The organism is Streptomyces sp. NBC_00273 (genome assembly GCF_036178145.1).
In the GTDB taxonomy this organism is placed as follows: Bacteria; Actinomycetota; Actinomycetes; order Streptomycetales; family Streptomycetaceae; genus Streptomyces.
This window is the reverse complement of sequence record NZ_CP108067.1, coordinates 7,799,336-7,811,043: the sequence shown is the minus strand read 5'-3', so window position 1 is coordinate 7,811,043 and position 11,708 is coordinate 7,799,336. Positions and strand designations below refer to the sequence as shown.

Below are 11,708 nucleotides of genomic sequence, written 5' to 3'. Positions count from 1 at the left end.
ACTCCTTGTCGGCCGGTCGTGCACGGAAGGAAGTTCGGCGGCGGTGCCCTGAGGTGCGGCGCTCGCCGGGGCGGCGACGGCCGGCCGGGCGTGTCGTGGTGCCCGCCGTTCGCATGCGGCGCGAGCGGCCCCACCCGGGTCGTGCGAGGAGATCAGCCCGAAATCGCCGCGGTCCGGACGCCGCCCGCGAAGGGTTCGGCGTCGTTCGTTGCGCTGACCCGGAGTTCGGGGGCCGAGTGCGGTCGTGCTGCTGCCGTCAGGGTCCTCTCCAATGCGTCCAGCACGGCGGTGGTCACCTTCGCGGCCGCAGGGACGACATCGGCCAGGAGCAGATAGCCGTGCACCAGGCCCCGGCCCTCGACGTGTTCCACCGGGACGCCCGCTGCGGCGAACCGGCCGGCCAGTTCGACCCCCTCGTCGTGCAACGGATCGCACTCCGCGGTGCCGATCACCGTCGGCGGCATCCCGTGCAGATCGGCGCGGAGCAGATCGATCGCCGGGTCGGTGCTCTGCCTCGGATCCTGCACGTACTGCTCGTAGTACCACCGCAGATCGTCGACGTCCGTCAGATAGCCCGAGCCGTAGGTGCGGATGGACGGTGACTTCATCTCCGGGTCGGCCGGCGGGTATACGAGGAGCTGCGCTCGGAAGTCGACGGCTGCGTGGTCCCGTTGGTGCAGGGCGACCCCCACGGCCAGCGCCGCCCCCGCGCTGTCGCCCGCGATCACGTGCTCACGACCGGGGAACTCGCCGGCCGCCCATTGCGCCGCCGTGATCCCGTCATGGAGCGGGCCGGGATAGGGGTGTTCCGGCGCACGCCGGTAGTCGACGGAGACCACGACGGCGCCGAGGGCGGCGGCGATGCGCCGACAGACCCCGTCGTGGGTGTCGACGTCTCCGACGGTCCAGCCGCCGCCGTGCAGGTACGTCACGAGGCGCTTCCGGTCGGAGACCGGCCGGTACGTCCGCACGCCGAAGCGGCCCTCGACGCCGTCGATCCGCTGATCGGTCACGGCGCCGACGGGTTCCGGTGCAGCACCGCGGCGGGAGTTCACCGCGCCTTCCGCGTACCTCCGGCGCAGTTGGTCGACCGTGAGGGTGCGCGCCGGAGCCTGGGGGTCGACCGCCTGCCATTGGATCAAGGCGCGGATGAAGCGGTCCATGGGCACGAGACTCTCCTCGGGGTCACACCAGCCAAGTGGTCAGTACGTTCAGAACCGCGGAGTCCGTACCCCTGGTTCGCCGAGTACGGCGCATCGGTCCGTCGTACGATCGCGGCGACCCGCGCCGAAGGCGGGTGCAGCTCCGTCGCGCACTACTGCCCGTCAGGTCCGTGCGGGAGGACGGACGATCGCCCGCACCAGGTGCGGGGGGGGCAGTGTCGGTGTTCCGCGACCCCGTTGCGACGATCCCCACGCGAACGGCGGAGCAACCGAGCGCCGGACCGGGCCGCCGACACCGGCACGCTACAACGCGCACCCCCGGCCCTCGCATAAGCAGTTCTCACGACTTGCGGTTAAAAATTCAGGCCCCGCACGGCGCGGGCCGGATCCGACATGGCGGCGAGGCCTGCCCGGGCGCGGCCGACCTCCCTGCATCGGCTCGGGGAACGCCGGCGTGGTGTCGGCGCCCCCGCACACGTGGCACAGTGGATGCCGCGTGTCATGCGGGGCACCTCCCCCGAGCCGTCGCCACCGGGCTGTTCAGTCCCGCTGCGATGAAACGGAGGCTCGAGTTCCGCACGTAACCCATGTGGCCTGAGTTAGCCGGGTGACAACCCGTCGGGCCGCTGCTAACGTGTTTGCCACTAACGGGTAAAGACGGGGGAAAAATGTTCACCAACACTGTGACCTTCTGCCCACTCACACGTACCGCATCTCTGAGTTGACATGCGACACGGGCGACTCCGACCGTAACCGGTAGCCCTCCCGGGGCCCACTCCTTCAACGACGCCGCCGAGTGTCGAGCCGCAAAAAAGGGCCGACCGTCCGGGTTGTTGAGTTCGAGTGGGCACGGCGACTGCCGAGTTCGGGCTCTCCACGCCCGAGGGAAGACGCTCGGAACCGGCCAAGCGCTCGGCCGAATCGGGACAAACCCCGTTCGGACCACCGAACCGAAGCCCCCACCACACACGCGGACCCCCGCATGTGGAACGGCGTGCCGCCCCAGAGCAAACCGAGCCCCTGCTCCCCGGCCGCAACAGCGGCATGAGCAACGGGTCTTCACTCGGCACCTCCGGAGGAGCCGACCTGACAGAGTGCGGCACACCGCGGCTTCGACCCTGCGCGCGCCGGCTGCATCGGAGCACGTTCAACCGGTGCGACTTCAAACTTCCAAGGCTTTCGAAAGGGCTGATCCGGGAGTAATCGACCAGCCTCGCCGGCTTTCACCTTTGATGCATTGCGCATGTCATACAGGCCCCGGCACGGGCGGCGTGGAGCACCAACATTTCGCACAGGAGTGCTATTCTCGACGCTGCTTACCTGCCACGAGTCGGGTCGCCGCGGGCCACTCGGCTGACGATCGAAAATTTACGTTGGGGGACGAGTGGGAATCGACGTATTCATGTCAGACGGCCTGCATCTATCACGCTTCGGGCTCACGGCACTACTGGAGCGGCACGAGGAAATCCGCCTCGTCGGATCTGCGGATAACAACCTCAGCGCACTGGAGTTCGCCGAATTACACAGCCCCGACGTAGTGCTCCTCAGCTTAGAAGGCGCTGACAACGACGCAATCGTCATCGCCGAAAAGATTGCGAGCATCCCGGGCTGTCGAAGCATGCTGCTCGTCACTGCGTCCACCCGGTCGATCGTCCGCCAGGCATTCGCCGCCGGCATCGGCGGAATCGTCGAGCGAAGCATGCGGCCACGCCAGTTCTTCGAAGCCATCCACCGTGTGCATCAGGGGGAGAGGGTCTTCGACGCGGAACTGATGGTCGCCGCGCTGATCAACGAGGACTGCCCGCTGACCGAACGGGAGTTCTCCGTATTGGAGAACATCTCTCGAGGCGACACGATCGACGAGGTCGCGGCGCAGTTGCACCTATCGCGAGGGACCGTACGCAACTACCTCTCGTCCGTGGTGGCAAAGCTGCACGCACGCAACCGAATTGACGCACTGCGGATAGCCCAGAAGTCGAACTGGATCTGATTTCCGCGCTCACCGCCGCGGACCACCCGTCCGCCGTACCGCTCTCCGAGGACGCCACGCCTCCTGAAGGCTCCCGGCACGCTCGCCGCGTCCTCCCCCGGTCGGCCCCGGCGGATTCCGTACGGCCGATCGACCCGCCGTCCCTTGTGAGCTGGCCACTGTGAACTCGTCCCCCGCGCACAGCACTTGAGCCTTCCTGCTCCGGCGCCGCGCGGGGGACGAGTCACTGGGCGGAAGTCCGGCCGGTGGGCTGGTTTCCCCTGCCCTCCCACGCCCGCCACCGTGACGCGCCTGTCGAGCCGTCTCCCGCTGGTCGGTCGATACACACATGCAGGTCAAGGCCGAGCTGTGAGGCACCGCGGCGTCGGCCCGGCCTCCTTGCCCATCCACGATAGGGCAGCCACGAAGGGCCTCACTCCATGGAAACATCAGAGTTCTTGACACGTCCGCTGCATGTGATCGCAGCGCTCGCCGTCGTCCTGCTCCTCGCACGTGCGGGACGGTCCTGCGCCCGGTGGCTGCGGCAGCCGGAAGTCGTCGGGGAGGTCACGGTCGGGCTGCTCATAGGCCCCGTCGTGCTCGCGTTCTCCGACCGCGAACTGCTCGACGCGCTGCTGCCACCCGGCGTGCTCGGCCTGCTCAAACTGGTCGGCCAGACCGGGCTCGTGCTCTACCTGGTCGGACTCGCCCACAACTTACGGCTGGGCTCCGACGGACCCTCGAAGCGCACCCTCTCCGCCCTCATCGCCGGCGCCTTCGCGCTGCCCCTCGTCACCGGGCTGGTGCTGGTGGGCGTCATCGAGGTCACCGACGACTCGGGGGCCCGTGGCGAAGCGTCATTTCCCGCCTTCCTGCTGATGGTCGCGGTGGCCATGTCCATCACCGCGGTCCCCGTCCTGTCCCGCATCCTCAGCGACCGGCGCATGAGCGATTCGTTCGAAGGGCGGTCCTCCTTGGCCGCCGCCGTGGCCATGGACGGACTCGGCTGGATCATGCTCACGCTCGCCATCGGCCTCGGCGCGGGCAATTTATCGGGACTGGGCGAATCCGGCATCGCGCTCCTCGTGGGCGGCGCCTGCGCGTTCCTGCTGCGCGTGGGTTTGCGGACCGGGCCGGCGCGCCGACTGTGCGTACGGATGCCGAAGACGTCAGCGGTCCTCCTCGGTGCAGCCGCGCTGGGTACGGCGCTGCTGACCGAGCACCTGGGCATGACCGCCATCGTCGGTGCCGCGATGGTCGGCCTGGCGATCACGGGTGATGCCATGGCTCTCTGGGCCGGCCCGGTGGCCGCCGTGTCGCGCGCCGGGCGGGCGCTGACGCCCGTCTTCTTCGTGGTCACCGGCGTCACCGTGCTCATCAAGGCGTTCACCGCCGCGTCCTGGACGCTGATCGCCGCCGCGCTCGTACTGGGGTGCGTGGGCAAGCTGCTCGGCGGCTACGCGGGAGCCCGACTGGGCGGCATGAGTCCCCGTTCGGCCTGCCGGGTCGGAGCCCTGATGAACACCCGGGGCCTGACGGAACTGATCGTGCTCGAGGCCGGCCACCGCGCGGGAATCCTGTCCGCGCAACTGGTGCTGGCCCTGATCGTGATGGCCCTGGCGACCACGGCGATGACGGGACCGCTGCTCAGCCTCGTCGACCGCGCGGAGCGGCGCCGCGGCACCGGGCGGGCCGGCCTGGCAACAGCCCGCTCCATGGCGACGAAGAGCAGTTCCTCCTGAGCGGCGTCGAACCGGCCTCGTCCACTCGCCGGGGGAAGAGAAACACCCCCGTAGACATGTGAAATTCACAGGCCGTGGTGTCACTCTAATATCGCGCGAATACCACGTCGGCAGATAACGTGATCGCCTGGAAGCCCGATGAGAAATCCTGAAGCGCGATTCCGGGCAGTGCACTGGCCAACGAGCCGCCGGCACCTGAAAATCCAGACGTGTTCCGCTCCAAGCGACGTCTTCGAGCGCGATGAGGATCGAGGAGAATCAATGGCTCGCACAAAAGCGTTCGCACTGAGCGCCGAGGAGCTTGAACAGTTCGCCCGCGACGGCTACATCGGCCCCTTCGATCTGTACACAGAAGATGAGATGGAAGGACACTTCAAGGCGGTCAGGCCGAAGCTGCTCCGTACCAAGACGTCGATCTACAGCGAGGGGCAGACGGAATCCGGCAACACGAACCTGGCGGCCAGTTACGACCGCCATCTCGATGTCGACTTCCTGGCCGAACACATCACGCGTCCGGAGATCGTGGACCGGGTGTCGAGCATCCTCGGACCCGACACGCTCTGCTGGCGTACCGAGCTCTTCCCCAAGTACCCCGGGGACGAGGGCACGGACTGGCACCAGGCGGACAACTTCTCCAGCGTCGACGGTGCGAAGCACCCGCACATCGTGTGGCCGGAGGACGCGGAGTTCGGAGGAACCATCACGGCCTGGACCGCCTTCACCGAGGCATCGGTCGACAACGGCTGCCTCCAGTTCATCCCGGGCACTCACACGTCGATGAACTACGACGAGTCCAAGATCATGGAATACAACCCGGACGTCATCAACAACGTGGAGAAGGACGGCGTCAAGCGAGGGCTCTTCGGCTACGACTACCGGCAGCTGCAGAAGGACCCGAACTGGACCCCCGACGAGTCCAAGGCCGTCTCCCAGGTCATGCGCCGCGGGCAGTTCATCCTCTTCTGGTCCACGCTCATGCACGCATCTCATCCGCACAGCGGAAAGACAGACCAGATGCGTCTCGGATTCGCCTCCCGTTACCTTCCGACCCAGGTCAAGGTCTACCCGTTCTCCGACGAGCTCCACGAATTCGGAGCGCGGGCCAGCCTTGAGAAGTTCGGCAATGTGCTGGTGTCCGGTGCGGACCGGTATCACCACAACCGTTTTGTCGACAGCACCGTCAATGGATTCCGCTTCCCCGTGCACTAGGAGAGACGACACATGAGCGAGACGGACAACCGCATGGCACCAGAAACACTGCAGGCGTGGGTCATCGACGAGTGCAAGCAGCTCGGCCTGCGGGTGACGGACGGCGCAGACGACTTCTTCGAAGCCGGAGGCACGTCGCTCACCGCGGTGAAGCTCATCGAGCGGGCGGAGCGGGAGTTCGGCGACGACTCGCTTCCCGCGGACGAGCTGTTCACCACGAGCCGGATCTCGGACATCGTGGCCAGCATCCAGCGGAACGGCAAGCACGCCGGCCCGGTGTCGGACTAGCAGGGTGGGCGTGGCGGCGGCGCACGACAAGTGGGTGATGACCCTCAAGGCGGTGGCCGAGCCGGCCAGCACGCTGTTCTGCTTTCCCTACGCGGGCGGGAGCCCCGAGACCTTCCGCGCCTGGTGCGACGGGATCGCGGACGACGTCGAGGTGTTGTGCGTCGTGCTGCCCGGCCGGGGACGTCGTCTCACGGAGCCGCGCTACGAGCGGTGGGATCCCCTGGTGGACGACGTCTTCGAGGCACTTTCGCCGTACCTGAACCGCCGCCACGCCTTCTTCGGTCACAGCTTCGGTGGACGGCTGGCTTACGAGCTGTCCCACCTGGCCTCGGCCGCGTACCCCGGAATGACGCGCCGGCTCTTCGTCTCCGGCTGCCGGAGCCCGGACGTGCCGCAGAGGCGCCCCTACATGCACCGGATGACGGAGAGGGATTTCCGGAATGCGGTGGCTGAGATGGGCGGCACGCCGGCGGAACTCTTCGTCCAGGAGAAGCTGTTGCGGCTGCTCCTTCCGACGGTGCGCAGCGAAATCCAGCTCGCCGAGACATGGGATCACCGCCACAGCTCGGGTGTGGACGTTCCCATCACCGCCATATACAGCATCGATGATGCGATTGACAGCTGGAGAACGATGCACGGCTGGCGGGCGTTCACCACGCAAGGTTGCGAGCTGGTCGAAGTTCCTGGCGGACATTTCTTCGTGGACAGCCACCCGGAGCACGTGACAAGAATCGTCAACACACGTCTGAGGAATGTGGATGAATAAGATCGCCGTTTCGGAAGAGGCTCTCTCTATTCATCGGAAGATCAACCGGACCGGTTCCGCGTATCCGGCAGAGAGCCTGAAGGAGCTCTTCGAGGCCGCTGCCGGCCGTCGTCCGGGGTCCGTCGCGGTCGTCCACGGGGAGCGGAGGTTCACGTACCGCGAGCTCAACGGCCTTGCGAACAGCCTGAGCGTGCGGCTCCGCACGGCCGGAGTGGAACCCGGTCACGTCGTGGGACTGTCCGTCAAGCGCTCACCGGAGATGATCGTCGCCATGCTGGCGATCATCAAATGCGGCGCCACGTACCTTCCGTTCGATCGCACCTGGCCGGATGAACGGCTGAGGAGAATCTTCGACCAGGCGAGTTGCTCGGCCCTGCTGACCGACGCGCCCGACGAGCTGACGGTGCGTTTCGCGGGGGCGCGGGTCGTACCCGTCGAACTGCGGACGCTGGACTCGGACGAGAAGGACCCGCCCTTGCGGGTCGATCCGGACTCCCTCGCCTACATCGTCTTCACGTCGGGCTCGACGGGATCCCCCAAAGGCGTTCCGATCCGGCATCGGGGCGTCGTCCGGCTGGTGTCCGACGCCACTTTCGCCCCCCTCGACGCGGACGCCGTCATCCCGCAGCTGGCCTCGGTGTACTTCGACGCGGCGGCCTTCGAGATCTGGGGAGCGCTGCTGAACGGCGGGACATGCGTGCTCTACCCGTCCGACCACGTCCGGCTCTCGGAGCTGAAGCGCGTCGTGGAGCAGAACGGCGTCACCGTGCTCTTCGTGACGACGGCTCTGTTCAATGTGATCGTGGATGAAGCCCCTGGCACGCTCAACAGCGTGCGGACGATCCTCACGGGCGGCGAAGCGCATTCCTTGGGGCACATCGAACGAGCACGGGACCACTACGGGGACGGCAAGGTCGTCAGCGTCTACGGGCCGACCGAGTGTTCCGTGTTCGCCACGTACTATCCGGTTCGCAGTTCGGTCCAGGGCCAATCCGCGCTGCCGATCGGATCGCCCATTCAGAATACGCTCCTGTACGTCGTCTCGGACGGCAGGCTGTGCGCGCCCGGCGAGGCCGGCGAAGTGTGCCTGGGCGGCCCCGGACTGTCTCCGGGCTATCTGGGAATGCCCGAGCTGACCACGGAGAAGTACGTCGAGTACGACATCGACGGCGAAAAGATCGTCCTCTATCACACGGGAGACCGCGGGTTCTGCCGAGAAGACGGCAACGTCGTCTTCCAGGGTCGCCTGGACGACCAGGTGAAGGTCAATGGCTTCCGGATCGAACTCGGCGAGATCACGCACTTCATGAACGAAGTGCCGTACGTCAAGCAGAGTTACGTCACCACGACCGAGAAGGAATCCGGCGAGAAGGTCGTGGTGGCCTTCGTGGTGCCGGCCGACGCGGATTGCACACCCCAGGCGTGCCACGACCACCTGGCCACCAAGGTTCCCCGCTACATGCTGCCCGGAGAGATTCATGTGCGTGACGGCCTGCCGCTGACGGGCTCGGGCAAGGTGGACCGGAAGGCGCTCCTGTCAGCCATCAACACCCCGAATGCAGACGAGAGAAGGGCACGGATCCAGTGACATCGACCGGCTTGAGCATCAAGGCAGCGACCCTCTGGCTTCCGCCGGGCAAGGAAGGTCCCGCTGACGGCGAGCTCACCCCAGCGGATATCGAGCGCATCGGTGTTTCGGAACTGCACGTCGCTCCGGACGACATCGCGCCGCCCCAGATGGCCGTGCTGGCCGCCAAGAGCACCCTGGAGAAGGGTGGGATCGAGCCGAACTCCATAGGCTGCCTGATCCATTCGTTCAGTTACCACCAGGGATTCGACATGTGGTCGCCGGCGCACTACGTCGCGTATCAGGCCGGGATCGTCGACGGGCTTCCCATCAATGTCCAGCAGCTCTGCAACGGTGGCGCCGTGGCCCTGCAGATCGCGGCCAAGTGGTTGGGCTCCACCCCTTCCACGAGCACGGTTCTCGTCACGAGCGGAGACCGGTTCTCCGGACCGGGGTTCGATCGGTGGTCGTCGGACGACGACGCGGCCTACTCGGACTCGGCGACGGCGGTCCTGCTCGGCCGGACGGGAGGGGGCGACGACTTCCTCCATCTCCGTGCGCTGGAGATGGTGACGGACTCCGAGTGGGAGGTCCAGCTCCGCGGGAGTGCCGAGTTCACCTCCGTTCCGCTGGGGCACGGCGCTCCGATCGATCTCCGTCCCGCCAACAAGGAGTTCAGGGAGTCCGGTGCGGCGGCGCGGATGGTCAAGCTCGGCGTTCCCAAACTCCACGATCTCATCCGGCGGGCTCTGCGCACGGCGGGCATCGAGCCCGGGGACCTCAGCAGCATCGCGCTGCCGCGTCTCACCCGGACGATGCGCGAGGGCATGTTCAAGCCCGCGATCAGTGAGCTGATAGGAGGCGATCCCCGCTACGTCGAGTACGGGACCGGCTGCCTCGGCGCCGGAGACTTCCTGGCGAACCTGGTGGACATCGAGGACAGCCTGAACCCCGGCGAGTACGGAATGCTCATCCAGGGCACCGGCGGATACACGTTCACGTGTGCCGTGGTCCAGGCGCCCGAGAAGTAACGCGGAACCGGGGAGGCACGGCCATGACGCCGAGCACATGGGACCACGGAACGTACGCCCTCTGGCACGGGACGGTGCCCACGTCCACGATCCTCGACCAGAGCGGGCCCCAGGACCTCTGGGTCAAGGGCGAGGGGTCCTGGCTGATCGACGCTTCGGGACACCGCGCCCTCGACGCCCGCGCCGGGGTGGGCAACATGGTGCTCGGCTACGGCCGGACCGACGTCGTGGAAGCGATGAGCCGGCAGGCGCGCGAGCTGCCCTACGTCTGCATGGTGCGGTGGGAACTGCCTGCTCCCGTGGTCGTCGAACTGGCGCGGGCACTCACCGACATCGCCCCTCCGGGCCTCGACCGGGTGCGGTTCTGCCACACGGGCGGCGCGGCGGTCGAGAGCGCGATCCTGATGGCCCGCTCCTACCACCGGAACAGCGGCCGGCCGGCCAAACGGCTCGTCGTAGGCCTCCGCGACAGCTACCACGGCAGTCCGATGGCAGCCATGGCGGCGAGCGGGCAGCGCATGATGCACTGGCTCTTCGGTCCGATGCCGGAAGGGTTCTGCCATGTTCCGGAGCCGACCGACAGCTCCGGCGCCGAGTTCGCCGGTCAGCTGGATGCGCTGGGGCCGGAGCGCATCGCGGCGGTGATCCTCGAGCCGGTGAAGGGCAGGAACGGACAGCCCCTCCCCGACGCGTACCTACGCGCCGCACGCGAGTACTGCACGAAGAACGACATCCTGCTGATCTTCGATGAGGCGTTCACGGGGTTCGGGCGGATGGGAGAGATGTTCGCGGCCGACATCTCCGGCGTCTCGCCGGACATCATGTGCCTAGCGAAGGGCATCACCGCCGGCTACTCGGCGCTGGGGGCCGTCCTGGCGACGGACCGGATCTACCAGGCGTTCGGCACCAGCAGTACGGTGTTCGCCCATGCGTCGACCACGGACGGCCACCCGGTCGCCTGCGCCGCGGCGCTCGCCACCATCCGTGCATACGCCTCGGAGGATCTGGTCGCCCGCGGCCGGGTGCTCGGCGAGCTCCTTCGCGATCGGCTGGACGGGCTGCTCACGGGGGTGCCGACGTTCGGGGGTGTGCGGGCCGTCGGCGCGTACGTGGCGATCGACCTCGTGGACGAGGCCGGCAATCCGCTCTCGATGCAGGCCCGGAGCCATCTGGAGTCGGCGTGCCGGCGCCGGGGTTTGCTGATCCACTACACGCCCGACACCGTCGTGCTGATGCCTCCTCTGACGATGTCCACGGAGGAGGCGGAGTTCGCCGCGCAGACGTTCGCGAGCGTGGTGTCCGCCCTACGACCGGCCGTCGTCTCCTAGCGTGGTCGTGGGAGCCCACTGACCGAGGAGCTCTTCGGCGGTGGTGACGGCCGCGACCAGCGCGAGGGAGTTGCGGATCACCTCTGCGGTGCAGGAGGCGGGCACCCCGGCGATGGCGTCCGCCGGGACCACCACCCGGTAACCGAGGTTGACGGCGTCGAAGACGGTGTTCGGGATGGCGATGTTGGAGGAGACCCCGGTGACGACGAGGGTGCGGATGCCGAGATTGCGCAGCAAGGGGTCGAGATCGGTACCGGCCATCGGGGAGAGCCCGTGCAGCCGGCGGACCACCAGGTCCTGGTCGGCGACGACGATGGGCGCGGCAACCTCCACCGCACGGCTCCCGGTCAGCTGGCGCACGGGCAGCCGCTCCGCGGCCCGGAACAGCCGGGCGTTGGTGTTCGCGCCGAGCCCGTCGGCACGTCGCTCGGCGACCGCGTGCAGCACCTGGACGCCGGCCCCGCGCGCGGCTTCGACGAGCGCGGCCACCCGTTCCAACATCCCCGAGTCCCGTGCCTCCTTCGCCAGCTCGGGCAGCGCGCTCTCCTCGCCGACGACACCGTTCTGGCACTCGACGGTGAGCAGCGCGGTGGTGGCGGGATCGAGATCCGGCATGGCTCCCCCTGGCGTGGCGACGGAAGACCC

At 67.6% G+C, this 11,708-nt stretch carries 10 protein-coding genes; 8 read left to right on the top strand and 2 right to left on the bottom strand.

The annotated features are described in order from the left end of the window. Positions 1-152 precede the first annotated feature (152 nt). The gene (locus tag OG386_RS34985) at positions 153-1,163 is read right to left on the bottom strand and encodes an alpha/beta hydrolase (RefSeq protein WP_328793479.1); all 1,011 of its coding nucleotides are present in this window, start codon (positions 1,161-1,163) and stop codon (positions 153-155) included. A gap of 1,402 nt (positions 1,164-2,565) precedes the next feature. Between OG386_RS34985 and OG386_RS34980 the strand changes: the two genes are divergently transcribed. The 8 genes from OG386_RS34980 (at position 2,566) to OG386_RS34945 (ending at position 11,063) form a co-directional block, all read left to right on the top strand. Beyond that, positions 2,566-3,153 carry a response regulator transcription factor gene (locus OG386_RS34980; RefSeq protein ID WP_328791367.1) on the top strand — a complete coding sequence of 196 codons (588 nt, stop codon included), beginning with the start codon at positions 2,566-2,568 and terminating at the stop codon, positions 3,151-3,153. Positions 3,154-3,590: 437 nt separating this feature from the next. Next, a complete protein-coding gene (locus tag OG386_RS34975) occupies positions 3,591-4,874 on the top strand; it encodes a cation:proton antiporter (protein ID WP_328791366.1) in 1,284 nt (427 codons plus the stop codon). Between the two features lie 261 nt (positions 4,875-5,135). Beyond that, complete coding sequence (locus OG386_RS34970; protein WP_328791365.1) at positions 5,136-6,083, top strand: chlorinating enzyme; 948 nt, start codon at positions 5,136-5,138, stop codon at positions 6,081-6,083. A gap of 12 nt (positions 6,084-6,095) precedes the next feature. Continuing rightward, positions 6,096-6,371 carry a phosphopantetheine-binding protein gene (locus OG386_RS34965; protein WP_328791364.1) on the top strand — a complete coding sequence of 92 codons (276 nt, stop codon included), beginning with the start codon at positions 6,096-6,098 and terminating at the stop codon, positions 6,369-6,371. A 10-nt stretch (positions 6,372-6,381) separates the two neighbouring features. After that, the gene (locus OG386_RS34960) at positions 6,382-7,137 is read left to right on the top strand and encodes a thioesterase II family protein (protein ID WP_328791363.1); all 756 of its coding nucleotides are present in this window, start codon (positions 6,382-6,384) and stop codon (positions 7,135-7,137) included. Then, positions 7,130-8,725 (top strand): amino acid adenylation domain-containing protein, encoded by a 1,596-nt coding sequence (locus tag OG386_RS34955; protein WP_328791362.1) that lies wholly within the window; start codon positions 7,130-7,132, stop codon positions 8,723-8,725. The genes OG386_RS34960 and OG386_RS34955 overlap by 8 nt, the downstream gene beginning before the upstream one ends. Positions 8,726-8,736: 11 nt before the next feature. Next, the gene (locus OG386_RS34950) at positions 8,737-9,735 is read left to right on the top strand and encodes a ketoacyl-ACP synthase III family protein (RefSeq protein ID WP_328791361.1); all 999 of its coding nucleotides are present in this window, start codon (positions 8,737-8,739) and stop codon (positions 9,733-9,735) included. Between the two features lie 23 nt (positions 9,736-9,758). Continuing rightward, positions 9,759-11,063 carry an aminotransferase family protein gene (locus OG386_RS34945; RefSeq protein ID WP_328791360.1) on the top strand — a complete coding sequence of 435 codons (1,305 nt, stop codon included), beginning with the start codon at positions 9,759-9,761 and terminating at the stop codon, positions 11,061-11,063. Here the strand turns inward: OG386_RS34945 and OG386_RS34940 are convergent. Next, a complete protein-coding gene (locus OG386_RS34940) occupies positions 11,040-11,678 on the bottom strand; it encodes a cysteine hydrolase (protein WP_328791359.1) in 639 nt (212 codons plus the stop codon). The genes OG386_RS34945 and OG386_RS34940 overlap by 24 nt on opposite strands. Positions 11,679-11,708 lie beyond the last annotated feature (30 nt).

Coding starts and splice junctions, on each gene's coding strand:
- OG386_RS34985 (WP_328793479.1), bottom strand. CDS start 1,163: ATGGACCGCTTCATCCGCGCCTTGATCCAATGGCAGGCGGTCGACCCC.
- OG386_RS34980 (WP_328791367.1), top strand. CDS start 2,566: ATGTCAGACGGCCTGCATCTATCACGCTTCGGGCTCACGGCACTACTG.
- OG386_RS34970 (WP_328791365.1), top strand. CDS start 5,136: ATGGCTCGCACAAAAGCGTTCGCACTGAGCGCCGAGGAGCTTGAACAG.
- OG386_RS34965 (WP_328791364.1), top strand. CDS start 6,096: ATGAGCGAGACGGACAACCGCATGGCACCAGAAACACTGCAGGCGTGG.
- OG386_RS34955 (WP_328791362.1), top strand. CDS start 7,130: ATGAATAAGATCGCCGTTTCGGAAGAGGCTCTCTCTATTCATCGGAAG.
- OG386_RS34945 (WP_328791360.1), top strand. CDS start 9,759: ATGACGCCGAGCACATGGGACCACGGAACGTACGCCCTCTGGCACGGG.
- OG386_RS34940 (WP_328791359.1), bottom strand. CDS start 11,678: ATGCCGGATCTCGATCCCGCCACCACCGCGCTGCTCACCGTCGAGTGC.